This window comes from Cellvibrio sp. QJXJ (assembly GCF_024452345.1).
GTDB lineage: Bacteria > Pseudomonadota > Gammaproteobacteria > Pseudomonadales > Cellvibrionaceae > Cellvibrio.
On record NZ_CP101662.1, the window covers coordinates 3,217,670 to 3,241,807 of the forward strand.

Sequence of the window (24,138 nt, forward strand, 5' to 3'; positions counted from 1 at the left end):
TAATTTGCGCATAAAAAACCGGGCTTAAATGGCCCGGTTTTTTATCTATCACTTGCGTTCAATCGCACATGCATATTAATGCTCGCGCTTTGGCTCCAAGCGTTTTTCAACGAATGAGAGAGCAAAACCGATGAGGATGATAAGTGCAAACGTACCCATTAACAGGCCAGGCCCAACAATAGCGGATGTCGCCATGATTACTACTCCAGTCAGGTTTAGGGCGATAGTCGCCGCTGATTAAAAAATTACGCCAGATTACAAACCATCTGCCGTAAACGTCTTCATTACATAATCCACCCGCTGTTCGGCGGTGCGGTGCATGCGTTCTTTGAGCGATTCAACATGGCGCAGGCGCGGCAATAAACCGCGGCCATTGGCTACTTGAATTGCGAGACCCGGGCGAGCGTTGAGTTCAAGCAGTTGCGCGCCGCGCACTTTGTCCAATACCAGATCGGTGCCGATATAGCCGAGGCCGGTCATTTCGTAGCACTTGGAGGCCAGCAACAGCCAGTTGCGCCAATCGGCAATCTGGATCTCGTTGAGTGCGCGCTTGGTATCCGGGTGATGGGTTACCGGTTTGGAGTGCTGCACGGCTTTGAGTGCGCGGCCAGTGGCTATATCCAAACCCACGCCCACCGCACCCTGGTGCAGGTTGGCTTTGCCGTCGGACTTGTGGGTCGCGAGGCGCAGCATGGCCATTACCGGGTAGCCTCTGAAGATGATGATGCGGATGTCCGGCACACCTTCGTAGGAGTAATCCTTGAAGTAGTCATCGAACTGGATCAGGTCTTCAACGATCACCACATCCGGCTTGCCGCCCAATGAATAGAGGCCAGCAAGGGCATTGGTCATATGGCGGCGAATATCTTCGATGGTGATTTCCACACCCGACGATTTGATGAACTTATCGCCACGGCGGCCAATGATGACCAAAATCCCCTTGCCGCCCGAACCCTTGGCGGGTTTCACCGCAAAAGCTTCCAACGCCATCAGTTTGTTTTCAATGGTGGCGATTTCATGCTGCGCATTGACCACAAAAAACAGCTGGGGAGTGGCGACTTCGTACTCTTCCGCGAGCAGTTTGGTTTTGAGTTTGTTATCCACCAAGGGAAACAGACTGCGCGGGTTGTAGGTAGCAATAAAGTCGTGGTTGCGGCAATTCATGCCGAGTATGCCCATGCGCTTTAAACGCCAAGGACTAACCCAGGAGTTCCACCAGCGCTTGATACCGTTAGGTGCTGCCGGTGCCAGTGGTGTAGTGCTGCTTGGTGCAGTGGGAGCCTGACTCATGCATCGGCTCCTTTGGCTGGGTCAGCGGCTTTGGTTGGCTCGTTTAATTTGCCCACCTCGGCGTTATCCACCATGGCGCGGAAACGACGCAATTCGGAAAGTTTGTAGCCGGTGTATTGACCCATCAACATAATCAGTGCGAGTGCCACCAAATTCAGTTCGGGGAAGTTGAATGTCAGGTGCCCCACCAGCGACAGCTGCATCAGTGCATAGGCCAAGACTGCTACCAGCAAGCTGCCACCGCCCTGCACCAATACTTCTTTGGGGCCCTCTTCTTCCCACAGGATCGACATACGCTCAATCGTCCAGGCGATGATGATCATTGGGAAGAAAGTGATGGTCATGCCGGTATTCAGGCCCATTTGATAGCCGACCAAGCTGAGCACCGAGATGATAAAAATCACCAGCACTACCAGCGTCGCAATCCGCGAGATCAATAACAGGTTGAGCCGCGACAGGTAGGTGCGCAGCACCAGACCCATTGCCACCACCGTCACAAAACTGACCACCCCCAATACCAATGAAGTCTGCAAAAAGGCCATGGCGATCAGGATCGGCATAAAGGTGCCCGAGGTTTTAAGGCCGATAATGATGCGCATAAACACCACCACCAACGCGCCCATAGGCAAGAGCAGCAGCAGTTTAAACATACTCTGCTCTTCAATCGGCAAGTGCTGGATGCTGAGCACACTGAAAGCGCTGTCCTTATTCTGTGCATTGACAAGATCCAGCGCCGGTACGGTCTGGTGGATCATGGAGAAGCTGACCCGCGAACGGTTGCCGCCGGCCACATCCAGAATCGATTCACTGCCGGTGTGCCACAACAGCAGGTTGTGGGGCACGCCTTGCTCCCCGGTATAGGGATTGAACAGCACCCAATGTTTATCATCGTAAACCTGCACCAGACGGGTCAGGTTCTGGTGGCGGCGTGCGTCTTCCAGATACAAACCCAGCGCCGGGCGCGCGGGTATGCCCGCTTGATTGAGCAGCTTTTCCAGCAGCTGGGACTTTTCACTCTGGGCAGCCAGCAACAGGGCGGCATTTTGATCCAGGGTTTCGCTATTGAGCAGTTTAATCAGTTCCCGTGCCAGGCTGCGCGGGCTGCTGGATTTTGCCCAAGCGGTATCCAATACCTGCTGGGCTGCGGTCTCCTGCGATGAACCGTCCCAATCAACCAGTCGGCTCAGCGGTTCCTCCAGCACTTCATCGGCCTGGGCGTCTTCCGCTTCCATAAATTGGGTTTTGTAGTAAATGGTCTGCGGGCCCACGGCTTCACGCTTTGACCACTCCCCGCGACGCACACCATTTTCACTCACTACCGAATAGCCATAACCCGGTGCAGCCGCTTGCTCACTGAAGCTGCGATAGCCGGGTGGGCTGTCGGGCAGACCCAAGCGCGCCGTCACCGGCTCACCAGTGGCGTCAAAGTCGATACGCGCCTCAATCAGCCACACCGGTTTTTGCACACCCGGCACAAAGGGGATTTCCATTTGGCTATGGCGCATCCAGGCGGTTACCACACCGACCAGAACTAACAGGCCGATCACGGTGTAAAAGGGAGCACGGGAAGCTTTTTTCATTGGGAGGATCCTTAACAGGCGGGTCTTGCACGGCCGGTGCGGTGCACCGGCCTGAGATTAATCGGTATTAGTTTTTCCCGGCGTCATCGCTGCGCTGGAGTGGTGCGAGGTTATTGCCACTCACATCTACCAGCATCACATCGCGCAGCAGGTTGCGGCCAATCAGGATGGGAAACTCAGAGTCGCTGCGATCTGCCAGCACAAATTCACCGCGCTGGCTGAGCTTGCCAATGGTGAAACGGATCTCTACCACCGGACGGCGGTCAGGGTTAGCACTGGTGGCAGTTTGCACAGTTTGGAAACGCAGACGTTTGCGTTCCAGTACATGGGGCTCTTTGGTGTCGGGGTTGTAGATGGTAAAACGCACCCACTCTTCGCTGTTGCGCTCAAACATCTGGATGTTGCGCGCATCTATCACCGAGTGCGGCACATTGGTACTGATACGCGCCTGCATCACCACGTTCAGACCGGCGATGAGCGCTTGCTCGCGCAGACCGACAATTTGTTTATCGCTCAACGGCGGCTGGCTGCTGAGGAACTTTTCGGGCGGTGGTGGTGGCGGGCAATCGGTTTTGGGCTGCGCCGCCATTTGGATCACTTGTGGACGCTCTGCCAGCATAGTCTGCTGTACGTTGAGTTGGGTTTGTACTTTCTGCAGCTGTTCCATTAGCGTCGCCTGTTGCGACACCATCAACTGGCCCTGCTGTTCCTGTTTGACAAGGCACTCGCGCGCGCTGGTTAATTCAGTTTGGGTTTGCACCAGTTTTTGCTGGGTGCAAGCACTTAGGGATACCACCGCCATCGCGGCCAAGGTCAAGGTGCGCGCCGAGCGACCTGCCATCAACAGAGTTTTTTTATTCATCACCACAACCGGAAGTTTTTAGAAAAGCGTTATTGAGATTACAAGTGCGCTAATTGTAGCCGCTGGTGTTTGCTAAAACACCCTCGCCACAGGATTTATCCTTTAAATCTATAGTGTTTGGGGTACTCGGGCGGCAGGCGACGAAAGCGTTTGTATTCCCATTGATACTGGGCCGGAGCGCGCTGCACACAGGCCGCCACGCTGGCATTCAAACCAGCCACCGAGGTGAGCTGATCCTCGCTGTAAATCGCCGGGTCAGCTTCCATCACCACCATTTTGAACCCCCCGGCAACCCGCTCGGCATAACATGAACACACCGCGCAGCCGGTACGCTGGATTAACCCGTGCACCAGCGTCATGGTCAGCGCAGGCTGCCCCATAAAAGGTGCCACTTCGCCGCCGGCATCAGCAGCGGGCACTTGATCGGGCAAAATACCCACAATAGTGCCGCCCTGCAGCGCCTTGAATAACATCATTACACCTTTGCGATTGGTGGGCGCCATAGAGATGTTTAACTTGCTGCGCCCCGCCAGAACCAGCGCATCCATTTTGGGATTTTCCACCGGTTGATACATGGCCGTAAGCCGCGCCACGCTCGCCAAATAGGGTGCCACCACTTCCCAGTTGCCATGGTGCGGAGCGAGTACTAATACGCCCTTCCCCTCCGCCAATTTACGGCGCAGCAAATCGTCGCCCTCTTTGGTGACAATTTTGCTATCCAGCCACTCCCAGGAGTTGCGCCAGATAGCGCCAGCTTCCATCGCTGTTTTGGCAGTTTCCTGCAAACTTTGTTTGGCCAGTAAACGCTGCTCGGCCGGCGATAATTGGGGGAAACACAAACGGATATTTTCAGTAGTGATTTTGGCAGCGCGACCATTCACCAGCCACCAGCAGCGCCCGAGTGTGGCGCCGATAACACGCAAAAATCCCAGCGGCAGCAGCGCAAATAATTTAATTAACAGTGGAGCTATGTTGTCTTTCATGGTGCAACTACCCGATCAACACAAAGTGCGCGCAGCTTACCGGAAAAACACCGCAGGTACATTATTCCGCCAGAAACGAGGCGCATAAAAAAACCGGCGCTGTCAGGCGCCGGTCAAGCGGTTGGAAGAAAAAACCGGTGGGGTTTATTGCACAATCCACTGATGTTGCTGATTGTTGTTGTTTGCCTCACCGCGGGTGGCGGTGCTTACCGTGAAGTAATAGCTGATCGCTGTACCCGGAGCCACATTGGGGATAGTCACCTCAAAGCTATTGCCTTGTACCCGTGTCATGTTGTTCCAACCGGGGGTGAATACCCATGCCCAGTTGAGGTTTTCACTGGTAGTAAAGGTGATTTTCACCCCGCCGTTGCTGTAGTTCGCAGTAGTGGTGTAAGCCACTGGCGCGCCATTCGGCATTACCGCGTTCGCCGAGTAGCCGGTGGTGGCGGAGGACGAGGAGCTGGAACTGCTTGATGACAGCGATGAGCTGGAAACGCTGGAGGGTACCGATGAACTGGATACACTCGAAGGTGCCGACGAACTGGAGCTGGATATACTCGATGCCGAAGAAGCTCCCGCGTAGGTCATTGCCGTCCAACTATTTTCGATTGGCCCCGGGTAGAACAGCTGGCCGCTCGCTGGCGTGAAGGTATAAAAGCGCGCCTCGACCAAATCACCTGCCGCATACACACCACTGCGGCTGGCTTGGTAGGTGTAGGTGCCATCGCCATTATTGATTTCACCACCAGCTTGCGCATGCAGGTCAATTCTCACAAAGTCCTGCGCACCATTGCGACGGGCAAATAAATGCACTTGTTGTTTACGCTCTGGCAGACGGATGCTGAATTGCATACCGCCCGCCAACGCGGTCATTTGCACCACACCCGTTGTCACTGCCGATGAAGACGAACTGGAGACGGATGAAGTTGACGACATACTGGAGGCAGACGATTCGCTGGATGAGCTGCTCATTGAGGTGGCCGAACTGCTACTGACCGAAGACAAACTGCTCGCTGACGACAGGCTGCTCAGGGAAGACGCACTGCTTGGCGCCGAACTGCTGCTGGAAGATACAGGTACTATCACCCCGGTATAGACCTTCAACTCACCCGGGCTGACCAGCAGGCTGGTGCCATCGTTAAAAGTCACGTTTTTGGCATCGGTAGCACTGGCGTTGTAGGCCACGTAGGTGCGCTCGTTGTCCTTGCGGAACACCGCAAAGGTAGCGTGATTGGTGGCAACTACCTCGTTGTCGATACGACCAAAGCGGTGGAATGTTTTGATCCAGGCAAAGGTATTGGCCAGTGAGTTGCCTTCCTCGGTGTAAGACGCCGGGCCAGCAACCGAATTGCGCATCCGCCCTTCGTTGGCATTAAAGTTAGCCAGCGCAGTGGTCGGGTCATACACCGCTTGATAGGCATAGAAAATCGCATCCCACATAGTAAACATGGTGCGGCCATTGGCCATGTAGTCAAAGTTCTTGCGCGCATACTCGGGGTATTGGCCCAGATAGAGCGAACCTGACTGGATCGGTAACAGAATAATGCCGTGCATGGCCTCTGCCAACGGGCTGAACCAGGTGGCGTAATCTGTTTTGCCGCCCCACACCAGCGACGCCATGGGGCGTTTGTAGGCGGGGTGGTAGTTCTCTTCATGCACGTTGTTCCAGTATTCCTGGATGGCAGTCATCTCGGTGGTATAAAGGAAGATACCGGCATCACGCACAGCGGTATTACCGGTTTCTTCGCCCCAGAGGATCATCGCAGTCCAGGCGTTCATCGCTTCAGAGGATGACTCGTTGTTATTGCCCGCACCAAAACGCGCATGGCCTGAGGCCCAGGAATGGCCGGCATAAATGTCAAAGTTGCGTAGGAAGGGGAACATTTTGCCGGTAGTGCTGGTAGCCGGGTTGCGTGGGCGCTCCCAGTTGCCGTAGTCGCGCATCAGTAATTCAATCATGCCGCCAAACTGCTGGGGTTGGGCCCAGTTTTTGTCGTTGCGCGCCACTTCAGCCGCCGCCCGCACAAAGTAACCATAGTGGAAGTGGTGATCGTTCAGCTCTTTTAAACTGCCGAAGCTGCCATCAATACCAAGCAAAGTGCCCCAGTTACTGTTGTAGTAGAACAGGTTTTTGGCGAAGGGCGATGGCTCCAAATCATCGATCACATCCGCCTTTAACCAGCCTTCCAACCGCCACTTCAACTCATCTTTAAATTGGGTTTCGGCGGCGGTATTGCCCGCCTGTTGTGCCAGTGGGATAAGGGTTGCCACCTTGCCCAGGCGCTTACCGGTGTAATAGGTGTCGCGGTTGCTGAATACTTCCGAGCGCACATTGTTAACCAGACCGGATAAACGGGTTTTGTCCGCCTGATCGGTCAGGGCTGGCAGCGAGGGAATCACCCCCTGGTAGGTAATGGCGGTAGTGAACGAAGCACCCTCGGCCAATTTCATATAACCGCGAGGAGTGAAATAGCTGTCGCCCGTCAGGCTGGCGCCACCGGCCAGTTTGCGCCACTGATGCGGATACAGGCCCATCAGGGTGCCAGTGCCGGTTGATTCGGGGTAGTTGTTGGTTGTTACCGCATAGGTACTAAGCAACTTGCTATTGCTCGCTTGATAGTTCCAGCTCACTTGCGATCCGGTCACGTGGTTGTAGGCATATTTGCTCACCACAGGCAGAGCCGCACGACTGGGAAGCGCCGCCACCGAGAAGTATTTTTTACCTGCTGGCAGGTTGGCGGTGATTTTGGAAGTGCCAAGCCCGGACCAAGTGGTGCCGGCCGGGGCAAAAGCAGCGTAGTTGCGGCCCTGTACCGAGAAACCGATAACCGCCGAACTGCTATTGCCCGACCAGATTTCCGGTGTGCTCGCGGCGACCGGGGCGGTGCTGTGGGTGGCAAAACTCAGGGTGGGATTACCGTTGCTATAGTTGGCAAACACGTAGGGCGAGCCATGACCAAAGGTCACATCCATCGCCGCCGTACCCGCCTCCATGCGGGTGGTGACATACCAGTCGCTGTAGTCGTGCACCTTGGCCGTAAAGTTGCCGCTGGCCGCGCTGTTACCCAGCACAAAATCGAGTTCTTTAAAGTAAACCGTGTCGTGCATAGGCTGTTCTACACCGTTTACCCACTGGGTGGCCGGTGCCGGCATGGTGCCCACAAATGCGTAATCGATAGCCCAAAAATCCTCCAAGCGTGGCGAATAGAGACGAATACCGTTGATTTCCGGCTTAATCGCAAAGGGGTGGGCGTAACTCACATTGTGTGAGCCGCGGGTGCCCCAATCCTGCCAGGGGGAGTTGGTGCCTTCCCACAGAATCGAGCTCCACCAGGAATTGGTGGGCATGGGTTGGTTGGCCAGGTTGCTGGTGATGTGTTTGGTGGTTTGCACATCGCGGTTATCGGGAATCGCCAAATCGATGCGGCCATCCCAATTGGTCAAATAGCTACCGCTTCCCACCGCTACCGGGTTAATGGTCGGGGTAGTGCTGGGTGGTGGGTTGGGTACTTGCGCTGTTAATTGTGTTGCCGTCAGCAAAAGCGCTGCAGCCGAAATGATTGCTTTCATGTTCACCTCATCAGTGACAGGGAGTCGTTATCTATTATTTGAATACACCGTAAGGGGTTATCGCGCCCTGTGAGCCTGTCGCAGTGGCTGCTGCAACCTGTCGTTATGGGTGGAATGACTCACGAATCAATAACCCTGTGTTAGCAGAATCTACCTCTGCCGCACCAGCGTCGTCCCAGTTTTGAACTGCACCCCAAGGTGGCATTGGCAAGCTGCAGAAATGGAAAAATAGACAATAAAATCAAAAAGATAGGCTAGTTACCGGGGGTAACAGCCGGTAGCAATATGGCATCGGTCTCAACCCACGCCAGAGGCGCTTACCGCCTTTAGGACGAGTGCTGCACAAGTTGGGACAAAAAAAGAGCGCCTTGCGGCGCCCGTAAAGGAGTATGCGAACCGAGGGAAGTAAAATACGGGGGTTTAGTGCGCTTTGACGGCGGAGAAAATATCCATAAAGGTGAGTTCTTTTTCGATCTCCACCGGTACATGCAAACGGCTGGCGATGTCGCGCGCCGCAACTATGCCGCGAATATGGTGCGCCTCTTTGTCCACCACCAGCAGGTATTCCTGATGGGATTTTTTAAGGGTAGAAACCACATCGCCCACAGTGCATTTTTTGAATTGGTCAAAATCGATGGCACGAATCTCGCCGCGGGGGTGCATTAAATCGCGAACCAGCAGCTCATCGTGTTTCAATTGCAGCGCCATTTGTTTCAGCAGCATTTTGTGATGTGACAGGTCATCCACACTGATCACCCCCACAAACTCTTTATGGTCATCTACCACCAGCTTGATCCGGACATCCTCCGCACGCATCAGCTCCAACGCCTCAGCGGCTTCCAGATGGCTATCCACCATATGCGGTTTGTGGCTGCGAAAGTCAGTCAAAATAGCCAGTGCCGGCGTGGCCGGTTTAATGTCTTCAAACTCTTCTGGTTGAACCAGGTGATCGTTAAACGCCAATGCAAACACAGATAAATTTTTCATGATAAGTCCCGAAGTTCCAAGGGCGCGCCTGTTGTTTGGCGCCGTAATACCAACATAGGCGCTCATCACCCCAATTAAAACCCGCCCAACCCGGCTTTTACGCGCCCTTTACTCGCACTTTACGAGGCGTTTACTGTGTTTACGCGGCTGTTACTCGCTGTTTACGCGCGCTTTACTCCTCCAGACTTTAACCCACCCATTTCTCGTTTAACGCCCGAGCATTCGCAGCAAGGTGCGATCCTTATCAAACAGATGATGCTTGAGCGCGCCCGCAATATGCAGTACGACCGCCACCACCAATAAATAGCCCAACCATTCATGGGTAAAGGCGCCCAACTGCGCGAGACCGGCATGGATGGGTTCGGTCTGGCCGGTAGCGGGATTTTTGTTACCCACCACCATCACCCAGCCAAACACTTTGATGCCGTATCCCCCCAAACCGGAATACATCATGCCCGAGATCGGCATCAGCACAGTGCCCACAATCAGCACCCAATGGGTCGCCCGCGCCAGCCGATGTTCCAGCGCCGCATAAGCACGCACCGGCACCGGCCAACCGTTTCTCATCCGCCACCAAACCCGCAGCAATATCACCGCAAAAATCACTACACCGATGGATTTATGCCAGTCGTACAGCGGGTAGTACTCGTTGATCGACATATAAAAACCCATGCCAAGCATGGCGATTATGGTTAACGCAATCACCCAATGCAGGGCGATGCTCAGGGGGCTTAGGGTTTGTTGGGTATCCATAATTGTTACTCAATGACAGGGAAGGATGCGGACCAAAAGCCCGCAGCAGAGAATAGAAACGCCTAACGGACATCCCAAATAGCTAACAGCCGGGATTCATCAAAAATGGCGAAACCGCCAACTAATATTCCATCAATAATCTGTGCCTCTACTAGAACTTGTGCGTTTTTATCAGTCACCAGTAACAGCGGAACTCCATTTACTAGTTCCATTTTTCCAGCGAGAGCTTCCTGTAGGCGCGACAATGTTGCTGGCGGGTTTTGCAGGTCAATAGCTCCCGTTGCAAGTGGATAGATCACTAAACCAGTGCCTTTTTGCTCGATTAACCCGGGGAATAACCATGGAAAATCCAATGGGGTTTGCCCATCAATATCAATGGTCAGATCTTGCTTTATATTCCTTGCCGTAAACGTTTCAATCAGAGAGTCACCGCGCCCCCCCAAATTACCGGATGCAAACCCTCGATAAATTCTCAGCTCCGCTGGAGCAAAGAGTTCTACAAATTTTTCGCGCTCTTTATTTGCAAGAACATCACTAAATTGCCTGATAACTGTCACATCTGCTTTTTGCAGGGTTACCGGCTCTTTTTGCCCCCCTTGTTGCTGTGAAAAACAGCCCGTTGAAGTTAGTGCTAAGGTGACATACAAAAATAGTCCTAATATTTTTTTCATCATTTTAAATTCCACTTGTTCATTATCGTGATTAATTTCTCCAAAAATTGGTTCTTGCCGGTTTATCTACCGAATAACTCAATTCATAACCCTTCTGCTTGTTAATTTCAAATTGATCAAAAACTTACGATCATCGCCGAAAATATGTGCTGAGGAGCCCAGTTTCATTTTAAACAGGAAATTGCTGTCCATTTATCCCATATACGCAAAGACAAGCCCCTACAGGAAAGAACTAGTGATAAACCTCCGTTTTTGAACATACAAACCCCCTTCTAATACCGCTATAATCGCCGCCATTTTCCAATTTCTTCGATCACTTTTCTTAACTGAGTCTGCCATGTCTGACAAACGCTATGACGTAAGCACCTTCCAGGGTTTGATCCTCGCCCTGCAAGATTATTGGGCGCGCCAAGGCTGCGTAATTCTGCAACCGCTCGACCTCGAAGTCGGCGCCGGTACTTTCCACCCCGCCACTTTCCTGCGCGCCATAGGCCCGGAAACCTGGAATACCGCCTACGTGCAGCCCTGCCGCCGCCCGAAAGATGGCCGCTACGGTGAAAACCCCAACCGCTTGCAACACTACTATCAATTCCAGGTAGCGATGAAACCCTCGCCCGCCGATATTCAGGATTTGTATTTAGGCTCACTGCGCGAAATGGGTATCGACACCAACGTGCATGACATCCGCTTTGTGGAAGACAACTGGGAATCGCCCACCCTCGGCGCCTGGGGTCTGGGTTGGGAAGTCTGGTTGAACGGGATGGAAGTGACGCAATTTACTTACTTCCAACAAGTTGGCGGCTTGGAGTGTTTCCCGGTCACCGGCGAAATCACCTACGGTATTGAGCGTATCGCCATGTACCTGCAAGGTGTGGATTCGATTTTTGATCTGGTGTGGACGATCAACCCGAATGGAGACAAAGTGACCTACGGCGATGTGTTCCATCAAAACGAAGTGGAGCAATCCACTTACAACTTTGAAGAAGCCGACACCGCATTCTTGTTCAGCAATTTCGATTTCTACGAAAAAGAAAGCCAGCGTTTGATGGAAAAAAATCTGCCGCTGCCCGCCTACGAAATGGTGATGAAAGCCTCCCACGCCTTTAACTTGCTCGATGCGCGCCACGCGATTTCTGTGACCGAGCGCCAGCGTTTTATTTTGCGTGTGCGCACCCTGTCTCGCGCTGTAGCCCAAGCCTATTACGATAGCCGCAAAGCCCTCGGCTTCCCACTTGCGCCTGAAGCCTTACGAGCAGAAATGCTTTCTGCCATTGCGGAGGAAAAATAATGTCTGCTGATTTTTTAGTTGAACTGGGAACCGAAGAGTTACCACCAAAAGCATTGAAAAATTTGATGGCTTCGTTTGCCGAAACTATCGAAGTGAATTTAAAAGCGGCTGAATTATCTTTCACCGCGATTAAACCTTTTGCCGCACCGCGCCGTTTAGCTGTATTGGTTGAAAACCTTGCAGAAAGACAAGCAGATCAGCACCATGAAATCTGGGGACCACCAGCAGGCATGTGCTTTGATTCTGAAGGTAACCCAACAAAAGCAGCCTTAGCATTTGCTACAAAATGTGGCGCAGATATTTCTGGGTTGAAAGTTGATTCTGACGGAAAAGCAAATAAGTTAGTTTTCAGAGCAACATTTGACGGAAAGAAGTCTGTTGAGCTTCTTCCAAATATCGTCACTGACGCACTCGCTAAATTGCCGATTGCCAAACGCATGAAATGGGGTGCAAAACGCGAAGAGTTTGTACGCCCGGTACATTGGTTAGTGATGTTATTTGGCAGCGATGTTGTCAACGCCAGCTTGCTCGGCTTAACTGCCGGCCGCACCACACGCGGTCACCGCTTCCATTACAACAACACCATCGACCTCGCTAAAGCGAGCGATTACGCCAGCGTATTAAAAAATCCCGGTTTCGTCGTCGCCGATTTTGCCGAACGCGGTACGACCATCAAACAACAAGTAGAAGCTGAAGCGAAAAAAGTAGGCGGTGTTGCGGTTATTGACCCTGCCCTGCTCGATGAAGTTACTGCCTTGGTTGAATGGCCAGTCGCACTCACCGGAAAATTTGAAGAGCGTTTCCTCGCTGTTCCAGCAGAAGCATTAATTGCTTCCATGAAAGAACACCAAAAGTATTTCCACGTGGTAGATGCTAACGGCAAGTTGAAAAACAATTTCATCACCGTAGCCAATATTCAAAGCAAAGACCCGTCGCAAATTATCGACGGTAACGAACGTGTAATTCGCCCACGTTTATCCGATGCTGCCTTCTTCTTTGAAACTGATAAGAAAACCACGCTCGCTTCATTGCGTGATCGTTTAAAAACGATCGTGTTCCAAGCGCAGCTCGGCACCATTTACGATAAAACCGAACGTGTCGCAGGCTTGGCAAAACTGATCGCTGGTAATTTAAACGCTGACGCTGCATCGGCTGAACGCGCAGCGCAATTGTGTAAGTCTGATCTGGTGACCAATATGGTCGGCGAGTTTGACGATATGCAAGGCATCGCCGGTTACTACTACGCGGTTAACGACGGCGAAAATGCCGAAGTCGCCGCGGCGATGAACGAACAATATATGCCGCGTTTTGCGGGCGACCAATTACCGGCAACCACCACCGGCGCGATTATCGCGCTTGCAGATCGCCTCGATACCATCACCGGTATTTTTGGAATTGGCCAACAGCCTACTGGCTCAAAAGACCCGTTTGCTTTGCGTCGTGCGAGTATTGCTGTTTTGCGCATTCTTGTTGAGAAAAATCTCGCGTTGGATTTGCGTGATCTGCTGACCTTCGCTAAAAACCAGCACAAAAACCTTACCGTCGGCGACGAGTTGGTCGAGCAAGTATTGGCTTATATGTTGGAACGTTTCCGTGCCTTCTTTGAAGATGCCAATATCCCTGCCGAAGTTTTCCAATCGGTAACCGCAAAACAATTGTCGCAACCTTTGGATATCAACCAGCGTGTACTCGCGGTCAATGAATTCAGCAAATTGCCGCAAGCACAGGCGCTCGCTGCGGCGAACAAACGTGTATCCAATATTCTTGCTAAACAAAATGCGACGCTTAGTACGGAAGTTAATGCTGCACTCTTGCAAGAAGATGCAGAGAAAACTCTCGCTGCAGCAGTAAGCGCAAAAGCCGCTGTAGTGGCTCCGCTGTTCGCTGCACGTGAATATACCAAAGCACTCGCGGCACTCGCGGATTTGCAACAACCAGTCGATGCGTTTTTTGACAGCGTAATGGTGATGAGTGATGACCCGGCGCTGCAACAAAACCGCTTGGCGTTGTTGCAACAATTGCGCGGATTGTTTTTGGAAGTGGCGGATATTTCGTATTTGGTTCCGGCGAAAAATTAATTGGCATTAAATCTGGGCGTGATAAATCACGCCCCTACGTAAGGGCGCAATTTATTGCGCCCTATACATTGGGAACGGCATGAAACTAATTATTCTCGACCGCGACGGTGTGATTAATCACGACCGCGATGACTATGTAAAATCCGCCGATGAATGCGTGCCGATTGAAGGTAGCATTGCAGCAATTGTACGTTTAAATAAAGCGGGGTTTACGGTAGTTATTGCAACGAATCAGGCTGGCCTCGCTAAAGGTAAATTTGAACTGGAAGACCTGGAGGCGATGCACGAAAAAATTACGCGCCTGGTTGAAGAACAAGGCGGCGAGTTGGGTGGTATTTTTTATTGCCCGCATCATCCGGATGATAAATGTAAATGCCGCAAGCCTATGCCGGGCATGCTCGATGCGATTGAAGCGGAGTTTAATACCTCGGTGGAATCGAGTTATTTTATAGGCGATAGTTTGCGCGATTTGCAAGCGGCAATTACCAAGGCGTGTAAACCTGTTTTAGTACGCACCGGCAATGGCATAAAAACGCTCGCACAGCTCGCCGATGCCAAACTGCAAACAGACCCGCCCCTGCTCTCTCCAGATCAGGTACAAGTTTTTGATAATCTTGCTACCGCTGTCGATTTTATTTTGGCCGAATCTCTCTCACCAAATGCATAACAGGATTTAACGTGCTCAAACTTCGCAGTTTACTTTTTACTATTGGTTACAACGTTAGCAGCGTATTAATTGGTTTTATCGGTGTGATTATTTGGCCGATTTTTCCCTACGCCTGGCGTTGGCGAATTGTGACTCTGTGGAATCGGTTTGTGATGTTTTGGCTGCGGGTATGCTGCGGGATTCGTTTTGAAATTCATGGCGAGCGCCGCCGCGATGTGTTTCCCTGTGTGGTTATGGCCAAACACCAAAGCACGTGGGAAACCATGTTCTTGCAATATTATTTTGGCCCGGTCAGCACCATCCTGAAAAAAGAATTGTTCCGTATTCCTTTTTTCGGTTGGGGCCTCGCCAGCTTGCGCCCGATTGCAATTGACCGCAGCAACCCTATGCAGGCATTAAAAGACATTAAACGTATTGGCCTGCGCCGTTTGCAGCAAGGCAATAATTTACTGATTTTCCCTGAAGGCACACGCACCCCTGTAGGCCAAATTGGCAACTACGCTCGCAGCGGTGCCGATATTGCAATCAGCGCCGGTGTACCTATTGTCGCCATAGCGCACAATGCCGGTGAATGTTGGCCAACCAAACATTTTATTAAATATCCCGGCACTATCCGGGTGGTGATCAGCGAACCTTTTGAAACAGCAGGTAAGGATCGCAAACAACTGACTGAAGACGTGAAAAACTGGATTGAAAGCGAAATCGCCAAAATGCCACCGGCTAGAAAAGATGGTGTGCGGGTATTGGCAAGCGAATAATCACTTAATCTTCCCGCGTTAATACTTCCAAGAGTTCAATCTCGAATACCAGATTCGAATGGGGTTTGATATGGGCGCCGATCTGGCGCTCGCCATAGGCTAGATGGGCGGGAACGTAAAGTTTACGTTTACCGCCGACTTGCATGCCAATGAGGCCTTGATCCCAGCCTTTAATCACTCGACCGGTGCCAATCACACATTGGAAGGGTTTGCCTTTGCGGTGGGAGGAATCGAATTCGGTGCCGTCTTCAAGCCAGCCGGTGTAATGAGTGGTGATCAGCGCGCCTTTGACCAGGGTTTTGCCGTCGCCTTGGTGCAAGTCTTCAATAATCAATTCGTTCATAAACTTTCGTATCTGCTGCCCGCAGGCATAGCAGTAGTTATCCAATAGGCTTAATTGTCTAAATGCAGGTAATCCAAAAACGCGCGCTCCATGGCTTCCACATTAGGGATCACCGCTTCTTCGCCCGCCCAGGAGACGTGCATTAGCTCAAAGGCTTTGTTATCGGCGTCTTCACGCGCGGTGATTTCCTCTTCCGTCACACGTGCAAGACGCGGCAAGCCCTGGGTGAGAATGGCGATAAAGGGCAGTGACTCGTTGACGCCGGTGGTGTTGATTACGGCAAAACGCGAGCGTTGGGCAACACCGGGTTTGTCTTCGCCGTTCATGACTTCAAACGACAGCAGGGGAATAGTCTGTTCGCGCCAGGTGCAGTTGCCCAAATACCAGGCTGGGGCGTTTTCAACCGGGACAACCTGTGCCACCGGTACGATTTCGGCGATGGTGACGTTGGGGGCGAGCAGCATGCGGCCCTGTAGCGGGATTAACAGGCTGGCGACTTCCTCAATTTTTTTCTCAATGCGTTGCGGCGCTCTCATGAAAATAATGTCCTGCGGTCAATTGGTCTTGATCAATTATTAGGAATTCAGGCCAAGCGGCGGGCTTGCACCAGCGCCTTGGCCAAATATTCGGGTGTGCCGCTCAAGCTGACACAGCCAGTGGCCAGCGCCGATACGGGCATGGAATCGCTGGTGCAGTCATCCGGGCTTTGTACCCAGACTTTGCCGCCAACCTGTTTGATCAGGCGACAGCTCGCGGCGCCATCATCACCCATGCCGGTAAAAATTATCAGGTTACAGCGCTCGCGGTAAATTCGCGCGGCGTTGGCTGTTATCTGGTCGATGGAAGGCGCGTAGCTGCCTTTCCAATGCTGGCCGTAGTTGAGCATGAGCGTACCGTTGTCGAGCAATTCCACCGGGTCGCGCGCGGTAATCAGTGTCAAGCTGTTGGCCGCTAGCACTAGCCCCTGGGTTGCTACCATCGCCGGATAGTGCCCGGCGTTGCTCATCATGCGATTAAGCGTGACGGCTTGCTGGGCATCGATATGCTGTACATACAAAAAAGCGACCCCCAGATTGGCAGGCAATTCTGCCAAAAACCGCTTCACTGCGGCCGGCCCACCGGTGGAGGCGGCGAGCAGCCAGAGTTCGCTGGCGGGTGTACTCTGCTGCAGGTTGATATCGCTACGAAGCCGTTGCAGGCGCATGCCTATGCGACGCAACCAAGCCGTATGCCCCTCGGAACCAACCGCGAATTCACTGCTATCGCTGAGGATAATAGGTATCCGACTCTGGGCGAATAAGGTATCCAGATGCTGCCCGTCGTGGCTCTCTTCAGCTACATCCACTAGCCAGGCATCCAGCTCCGCGTGGGCTTCAAGCGGGGCGTCGGTATTACCTTCCAACACCACACTCAACCCCACTTTATGGCCCGCCTGTGCGACCAGTTGCGCCAAGGCTTTTTGTTTGGTGGTGTTATCCACCAGTAACCCCAAGCGCAGCATGGCAACCCTGCCTTATTTGGTGCGAATGTGCAGCAATTCCTGGATGTTGCTCAGCAGCAGATCTTCCTGATACGGCTTACCCAGATACTTGTTCACGCCCAGACTAAAGGCGCGCTCGCGGTGTTTTTCACCGGTACGCGAGGTGATCATAATGATCGGCAAATCTTTCAGGCGCGAGCTGGTACGGATATTTTTGGCCACTTCGAAACCATCCATACGCGGCATTTCGATATCGAGCAACATCACATCCGGCATATGGTCTTGCAATACTTGCAGCGCCTCTACCCCGTCTTTGGCGGTGATTACGCGGAAACCTTCGCGCTCCAGGAAGCGGCTGGTTACCTTGCGTACTGTTACCGAGTCGTCCACCACCATTACCGTCTTCTCACTCAGGTCTTCGTCTTTGAGCGCTGCCAAACTGAGCGGTTCGAGCTGGATAGCGTTTTGCAGGCCCAATGCCAGCTGTTCGCGGATCATGGCGTGCAAATCGAGAATTACCACCACATTACCATCGCCCATTACTGTGGCGCCGGATACTCCGCGCACCGCACTGAACTGGGCGCCAAGGGTTTTTACCACAATCTCGCGCGAGCCCAGCAGGCGATCCACCTGCAGCGCTACGGTGTGTTCGGTACTGCGCACCAATACCACCGGCAGTGGCAGCATTTGGCCATCGAGTTTGGGTTGGGCGCTGGAGTCCAGCAGGCTGCCGAGGTAGCGCACCAGATATTGCTCGCCCGCGTAATCAAAACGCGCGGTTTCGTCCTGGTAATAATGCTCCAGCTCAAAGGGGCTGACGCGCACAATACCTTCAATCGAGTTGAGCGGGATGGCGTAGAGGTCATCGCCAATCTGCACCATCAGCGCGCGGTTAACCGATACGGTAAACGGCAGGCGGATGGTAAATTCAGTGCCTGAACCCCAGTTGGAGTCGATAAACATGGCGCCGCCGAGCTGTTTGATCTCGGAGTGCACCACGTCCATGCCTACGCCGCGACCGGAAATCTGGGTGACTTTGTCGGCGGTACTGAAACCGGCGTGCAGGATGAATTGAATCACGTCCTGATCATTGAGCTGGGCGTCGGCAGACATCAAACCGCGCTCGATGGCTTTTTCACGCACGCGCTTGAGGTTAATACCGCGACCGTCGTCGATCAGGCGCAGGATAACATCGCCCCCTTCGCGTCCGAGGGTAAGCAGAATGCGGCCATTCGGATTTTTGCCGGCGGCGATACGCTCATCCGGCATTTCAATACCGTGGTCAACCGCGTTGCGCAGCATGTGTTCGAGCGGCGCAACCATACGCTCAAGTACACTTCTATCCAGTTCGCCTTCGACGTTGTCCAGCTCAAAATCCACCTCTTTGCCCAGTTCGGTGGCAGCTTGACGCACGATCCGGCGCAGGCGCGGCACCAGGCGCGAGAAAGGCACCATGCGCGAGCGCATGAGACCCTCTTGCAGGTCGGTGTTAATGCGCGACTGTTGCAACAACAGGGTTTCGGTGTCGCGGGTTTTATCCGCGAGGGTGAATTTCAAGTCCATCAAATCCGAGGCGGACTCAATCAGCGAGCGCGACAGTTGTTGCAGCTGGGAATAACGGTCCATCTCCAGCGGGTCGAATTCTTCGTGTTGCGCCATCTGCTCCTGGCGGAACAATACTTGCGCTTCAGTTTCAATATCGAGTCGACGCAGCTGTTCTTGCAACCGCTGGATGGTGGCATCCATCTCTTCGATCGAGCCGCTCAAGTCGCTAACCTGCTGTTCCATACGGCCGCGGCTAATGGAGGTTTCACCGGCGAGGTTAACCAATTCTTCCAGTAATTCAGCGGAGACTTTAACCACTTCCTGCGGGCCGGTGCGGCGCGCTGCCAAATGCTGTACCTGGGCAGGGCCGGTATTACCGGAGCGCAGGCCACCACCATATTCACTGCCGGGAATCTGTGGCAGGTTGCCCGTGGCCGGTTTGGCCTTGGGCGCAAAAGTCAGCACATTCGGTTTTTCACTGGGTGTGCCGTCGGTTTCAAATGCGCGAATTTGGTCGGCGCGGGTATTGTCGACCACCACCGTGGGTTTGCTGTAAACCGGCTGAGGTTCATCGGCATCGCTAACCGTATAACCCTGGGTCAACTCATCCGCCTCATCGCCCAGTTCAACACTGGTATCGAGCAGTGGAATATCCAACTCTTGCGCTTCGCTGGCCGTGGGCGCTGCGCCCGTTGCCGCCGGAGTAATGGCAGCTGTGCCATTCAGAAGTTTGCTCGCCTGTTCCACGCCACTGTGCATGCGATCCTGGAAGTCGTGCAGGCGTGCAAAAAAGGCCTGATCCAACTCGGCGTCCTGATCCATCTCGATCAGCATGGTCTCAAAGTCGTGGGACAGATCACCCAGCGCCATCAAGCCAGCCAGACGCGCGCCACCTTTGAACGTGTGCAGCGAGCGTTTTAGCTGCTCAACACAGTCGCTATTGTTCCAATCGTCCTGCCATTCGTTGAGTGAACCGTCGATTTCCTCAAGGATTTCGCCCGCTTCCTCAATAAAGATTTCCACGATTTCGGGATCGTAATCCTCGTCGAACCCGGCAGCATTTTCCGCATCGTGAGTGGTTGGTTCTGGTTCTGGTTCTGGTTCTGGTTCTGGTTCTGGTTCTGGTTCTGGTTCTGGTTCTGGTTCTGGTTCTGTTAGTAATTCTGGCTCGGCCCCGATTTCCACCAGCGGTAAATCGAGAAGGTCCGACGTATCTGCAGCCGTGTCATAACCGGCCACAGCATTTTCCAGCGCAGGGTAATCGTAATCTTCTTCGGCTTGCGCAACCTCCGCCGAGGGGTAATCAATCAGCTCGATGCTGTCTTCGTCGCTATCGCCAGTGTCGTCAACCAGCTCTATCCCGGTGTATTCGCTGTCACTGTCGGTTTCGGTGTGGCTATCTATTGCGGTATAGCTGTCTAGCCCGGTATAGATATCTACAGCATCGCTATCGATTAAATCTTCTTCCACCGCTTCCATGAGCGGAATTTCTTCGTCAAATCCACCCAGTTGGTGGGTGCTCAGGGCCGTGAGCGTAACAACTTCGGTGCTGAGCAAATCGTCCAGGGCATCGTTGATGCTGTCGGGGATGCCATTGAGATTCTGGCCGGCGGCGATGGCGTCCACCATATCCAGCAGCGCAACATGAGCCAGGTTGAGTGAACTGCAAACCTGTGCTGAACAGCTGAGCTGATCGGCAATGATCGCTTCATAGACACTGTGAATCTTCTCGCTCAGCTCCGCCATAGCTGGCAAGTAAGCATGGGCCGCCGCTTTGGTGAGCTTGCCCAGCTCATCCATTACGGGAATCAGCTCAACGGTGTCCGCCGGGTTGGCTTGCCACTGGGCAATAATCTTGTCTGCATCCAGCAGCAGGTTCATTTCCTCGGCCATAAAGATAGCGAGTAATTCCGGGTCAACCGGGCGCTTGCCGGTTTCGTCCAGTTCCTGCTGGCGTACCAACGGGGCGACGTGAATGTCGCGCAGCTCATTGACGCGTGCAATAAATTGCTGCAAGCGCGGAATATTGACGGTTTCGCCGTCCTCGATTTGTTGCAGGGCAATTTGGGTATAACTGACGGCATCACGCAACAGTTGTAGGATATCGTCGTTGATATTGACGTGATAAGAACGCAACTCTTTAGCGAAACGCTCCAGTGGCGTCGCCAATTCAGCCACTTGGGTAATTTCCGCCATATGCGCACTGCCCTTGAGGGTGTGCAAGGCGCGCTGCATTTCTTCACTGGGCGGTTCGTAGATGGGGGCTTCGGCCTCCATCCGCGCGATAAATTCTTCCACCACCTGCAGATGAGTAATAGCTTCAGCGCCAAAAATATCCCACAGTTGGGCATCCGGATCGTCTAGATCCAGCGCCTCATCGACAGACTCTTCAACCATTAACAGCGGTGGAGTTTCGGCATCAAGCAGCTCTTCATTTGCTGATTCGCTGTGCAAATCCTGCTCCAGCCGTAGCTCGTCGATGACTGCATCAACCAGATCTTCCTGTTCGCTGATTTCATGACCCAGATCCAACACATAGGCATCTGCGTCCTCTTCTTGCTCCGGTAATTGATCCTCGGCAATCGCCGTCAGCAGATACTCATCGTTATCTGCCGAATCGTTGAGACTGATCTCTTCGGATTCAAACTCCGCCTCGGCAGCCACTTCCTCTGGAGTGGCTTCGAAGGTGTTGTCGGTTGGCGACGCCTGTGCATCGCTGTCTGACTCTTCTTGCTCCAGCGCGTCGGGAATAATCCCCTGCGACAGGGATTGGGCTTGCTGGCGATAAGTTTCAGCCAGGGCCGCTTGCGGGTAGAGTTCGTTGTCGCGGAAGGCGGCAATCATGCCCGGCAGCAAGCTGCAGACATTTTCAATAATGCGCACATGCGCTGCTTGTGGGCTGATCGTGTGATCGAGCACGCGATTGAGCATATTTTCAATCGACCAGGCCAGCTCGCCGATCTCATTGGCGCCCACCATGCGGCCACTGCCTTTGAGGGTGTGGAAAGCGCGACGGAATTCAATCAACGCCTCGCTATCGTCGAAATTCTGCGCCCAGCGTGGGAAGTATTCACTGATAGTTTCAGTGACTTCGGTGGCCTCTTCGATGAAAATCTCGATAATTTCATCGTCGATGTCTTCATTATCGCGCTCAATCACCGGCGCATTGTTGGTGGCAATCAGGGTGGGTTCGGGATCTTCTTCGACCTCTTTATCTACCTCTTGATCAATCGCTTCTTGCCACTGATCACTTGGGGCCGAAGTAGTTTCGGCTGCCTCAGTCGATTCAATGTTGTACTCCGCCACCTCAGGCAGCGAGTATTCAATGGTTTCACTTTCACCGCTGGGCACATCGCCGGTAGCGCTGGCATACACCGCTTCCAGATAGGCGGATTCATCTTCGGCAGCCACCTCATCAGCTGCGGTTTCGCTGCCATGCGCTTGTTCATAGGCGGCCGCTAACTCAGCTTCTGCCGCACTAACTTCACTGCTGGGCGATGCACTTTCCAGGGCAGCGGCGGGCTGTTCATCGCGCTCAATGTTACTGACTTTGGCGACGGCATAACCCAGGGTGGCAACACTTTCTTCCGCCACAGTGAGGAGTAAGTCGATTTCCTCTTTACGGCCACCACTGCTCAGTCGCTCCAAATAGTATTCAACGCTGGTAATAGCGTCGGCCAAGGTGTCCAGGGTAGACCATTGGGGTGTGGTGTCCTGCGCCAGTAACTGCTCTTCAATAAAGCGGGCGCAGGCGCCAAGAATTCTGGCGGGGCGGGGCAGAGGCATAATATCCAGACCGCCGCGAATTTCGCGCAAAGTAGTAGGCACCGCTTGCAAATGCTGGCGGTTCCACTGGGAGGCAATGTATTCAATGATCGCGTCTTTGGCATGCTCCAGGCCATTGCGCGATTCGCGCAATACTGATTCCTTGGCGCGACTCAGGGTGATATCGCCCTCATCGCCACCAGCATCCTGAGCGCCGTATTCAGACAAGCTGTCGAGTGAGTTTTCGATGGAAATAATCTGGCTGGCCACGGCCAATAGCTGCTCATCCGACAACTGGCTGTCGGACTCAACCACTAACTCCAATGCCGCGCCCTGCTCCAGCAAACGCTTGCGTAAATCACCTAAACCAAGAACCGCCATGGTATCGGCAACCCGCTTGACGATAGGCAGTGCTTCTTTGAGCGTGTTCTGGGTATTACCGCCCGCGAGGCATACATCCAGACCATTTTTGATCAGTCCCAATTCTTCTTTGATCGCGCCCACGACCGAGCGCATCGCGTCTGCATCCGGTACCGAAATCATGTCCTGGATTTCTTCGCCGGTCTCTTTGCCTTCCAGCAGCGCCTCTTCCAGCTGATAAGTATCGTAAATACGTTGCAGATGGGAGTTAGGGGGGAAGCCAGGCGCGTGTTTGCCTGCACGCGCCACGTAATACAGCAGGTTTTTGATCAGCTCATCGTTGGTGAAACTGTTCAGCGCTTTGGTGCCATGTACTGCCAGCACTTTGATTTCTTTATCCAATTGACGCAGTAGGTTTTTAACGGCCACGCTCATCTCAATCGCATCAATTTCGATGGCTTCCACCAGCGCAAGGCAGATGTCCCATAGCGCAAAACGCGCGGTGCCGTGGGTCAATTTTTGCAGGCGTGAGAAGGCTTTTTGCAGGTAGGCTAGATTTTCTTCCGGGTTGACGCCGCGGATAAACCCCGAGGCGGCGTATTGGTACATCTGACGCAGTTTGAGCACCATGGCCTGAAATTGCACATTGTCATTAGTGACCGGCAGGCGTGCGCCGCTGACTTTTTTGGCGGGCGTTAAATTGGGCACAAACAGTTTGGTATCGGTGAGCAGGCTCTCGCCGCGCACGGCGCGCAGGTCGTTGAGCAGTGGCAGCACCACCAGCGGGTTGTCTTTGCGGGTGGCTTTGACCTGATCCAAATACAAAGGGAATTGCAAAATAGCGCGCATCAACACTTCCTGCGCTTCGCTGCTATTGCCCACAGTACCGGCGATCATCGCCTGGGTGAGCTGCTCCATCTCGCTCGCGAGCATCGCGGCGCCATAGAACTCCACCATCTGCAGGCTGCCATGCACCTGATGGATATGGGTCAAGCAAAAGCGGATACGCGCAGCATCTTTCGGATTTTCAACATAGCTTTCGAGGGCTTGGCGCGCTTCTTTCAGCGTCTCACTGATCTCGTGGATCAACCAATCCAACGCGGCAAAATTGCGATTGTCTGCCATGCAGAGCTTTCCTCTCGTTATTCTCGCTCGGTG

The 24,138-nt window shown here is 53.3% G+C and carries 16 protein-coding genes; 4 read left to right on the forward strand and 12 right to left on the reverse strand.

Annotated elements, in window-relative coordinates:
* Positions 1–255: 255 nt before the first annotated feature.
* The 8 genes from NNX04_RS14000 to NNX04_RS14035 all read right to left on the reverse strand — a co-directional run bounded on the left by NNX04_RS14000 (position 256) and on the right by NNX04_RS14035 (position 10,699).
* Positions 256–1,290, reverse strand: a complete 1,035-nt coding sequence (locus tag NNX04_RS14000) for an alpha-L-glutamate ligase-like protein (protein WP_007639262.1) — start codon at positions 1,288–1,290, stop codon at positions 256–258.
* A complete protein-coding gene (locus NNX04_RS14005; protein WP_261946168.1) occupies positions 1,287–2,870 on the reverse strand; it encodes an inactive transglutaminase family protein in 1,584 nt (527 codons plus the stop codon). Before NNX04_RS14005 ends, NNX04_RS14000 begins: the two co-directional genes overlap by 4 nt.
* 67 nt (positions 2,871–2,937) lie before the next feature.
* The gene (locus NNX04_RS14010) at positions 2,938–3,732 is read right to left on the reverse strand and encodes an ATP-dependent zinc protease family protein (RefSeq protein WP_225318518.1); all 795 of its coding nucleotides are present in this window, start codon (positions 3,730–3,732) and stop codon (positions 2,938–2,940) included.
* 95 nt (positions 3,733–3,827) lie between these two features.
* Positions 3,828–4,715, reverse strand: a complete 888-nt coding sequence (locus NNX04_RS14015; RefSeq protein ID WP_007639259.1) for a lysophospholipid acyltransferase family protein — start codon at positions 4,713–4,715, stop codon at positions 3,828–3,830.
* Positions 4,716–4,859: 144 nt separating this feature from the next.
* On the reverse strand, positions 4,860–8,285 hold the full coding sequence (locus NNX04_RS14020; protein WP_261946169.1) for a glycosyl hydrolase: 3,426 nt from the start codon (positions 8,283–8,285) through the stop codon (positions 4,860–4,862).
* Positions 8,286–8,705: 420 nt separating this feature from the next.
* Positions 8,706–9,272 carry a CBS domain-containing protein gene (locus NNX04_RS14025; protein ID WP_007639256.1) on the reverse strand — a complete coding sequence of 189 codons (567 nt, stop codon included), beginning with the start codon at positions 9,270–9,272 and terminating at the stop codon, positions 8,706–8,708.
* Between the two features lie 207 nt (positions 9,273–9,479).
* Positions 9,480–10,025 carry a cytochrome b gene (locus NNX04_RS14030; protein ID WP_261946170.1) on the reverse strand — a complete coding sequence of 182 codons (546 nt, stop codon included), beginning with the start codon at positions 10,023–10,025 and terminating at the stop codon, positions 9,480–9,482.
* Positions 10,026–10,087: 62 nt separating this feature from the next.
* Positions 10,088–10,699 (reverse strand): hypothetical protein, encoded by a 612-nt coding sequence (locus NNX04_RS14035; RefSeq protein WP_261946171.1) that lies wholly within the window; start codon positions 10,697–10,699, stop codon positions 10,088–10,090.
* 334 nt (positions 10,700–11,033) lie between these two features.
* On the opposite strand from NNX04_RS14035, the gene glyQ reads away from it, so the two are divergent.
* The 4 genes from glyQ (at position 11,034) to NNX04_RS14055 (ending at position 15,487) form a co-directional block, all read left to right on the forward strand.
* Positions 11,034–11,984, forward strand: a complete 951-nt coding sequence (glyQ, locus tag NNX04_RS14040; RefSeq protein WP_261946172.1) for a glycine--tRNA ligase subunit alpha — start codon at positions 11,034–11,036, stop codon at positions 11,982–11,984.
* Positions 11,984–14,062: a glycine--tRNA ligase subunit beta gene (glyS, locus tag NNX04_RS14045; RefSeq protein ID WP_261946173.1), complete on the forward strand. Its 2,079-nt coding sequence runs from the start codon at positions 11,984–11,986 to the stop codon at positions 14,060–14,062. The genes glyQ and glyS overlap by 1 nt, the downstream gene beginning before the upstream one ends.
* 79 nt (positions 14,063–14,141) lie before the next feature.
* Positions 14,142–14,729: a D-glycero-beta-D-manno-heptose 1,7-bisphosphate 7-phosphatase gene (gmhB, locus tag NNX04_RS14050; protein WP_261946174.1), complete on the forward strand. Its 588-nt coding sequence runs from the start codon at positions 14,142–14,144 to the stop codon at positions 14,727–14,729.
* An 11-nt stretch (positions 14,730–14,740) separates the two neighbouring features.
* The gene (locus NNX04_RS14055; RefSeq protein ID WP_007639235.1) at positions 14,741–15,487 is read left to right on the forward strand and encodes a lysophospholipid acyltransferase family protein; all 747 of its coding nucleotides are present in this window, start codon (positions 14,741–14,743) and stop codon (positions 15,485–15,487) included.
* A gap of 4 nt (positions 15,488–15,491) precedes the next feature.
* Here the strand turns inward: NNX04_RS14055 and NNX04_RS14060 are convergent, their stop codons facing one another.
* Genes NNX04_RS14060 through NNX04_RS14075 form a run of 4 tightly spaced genes read right to left on the reverse strand, consistent with a single transcriptional unit; the run spans position 15,492 to position 24,105 of the window.
* The gene (locus NNX04_RS14060) at positions 15,492–15,830 is read right to left on the reverse strand and encodes an FKBP-type peptidyl-prolyl cis-trans isomerase (RefSeq protein ID WP_007639234.1); all 339 of its coding nucleotides are present in this window, start codon (positions 15,828–15,830) and stop codon (positions 15,492–15,494) included.
* A 50-nt stretch (positions 15,831–15,880) separates the two neighbouring features.
* Positions 15,881–16,366, reverse strand: coding sequence for a chemotaxis protein CheW (locus NNX04_RS14065; protein WP_007639233.1), 486 nt, complete (start codon positions 16,364–16,366; stop codon positions 15,881–15,883).
* Positions 16,367–16,413: 47 nt separating this feature from the next.
* On the reverse strand, positions 16,414–17,331 hold the full coding sequence (locus tag NNX04_RS14070) for a chemotaxis protein CheB (protein WP_261946175.1): 918 nt from the start codon (positions 17,329–17,331) through the stop codon (positions 16,414–16,416).
* Between the two features lie 12 nt (positions 17,332–17,343).
* Positions 17,344–24,105 carry a hybrid sensor histidine kinase/response regulator gene (locus tag NNX04_RS14075; protein ID WP_261946176.1) on the reverse strand — a complete coding sequence of 2,254 codons (6,762 nt, stop codon included), beginning with the start codon at positions 24,103–24,105 and terminating at the stop codon, positions 17,344–17,346.
* Between the last annotated feature and the right edge of the window lie 33 nt (positions 24,106–24,138).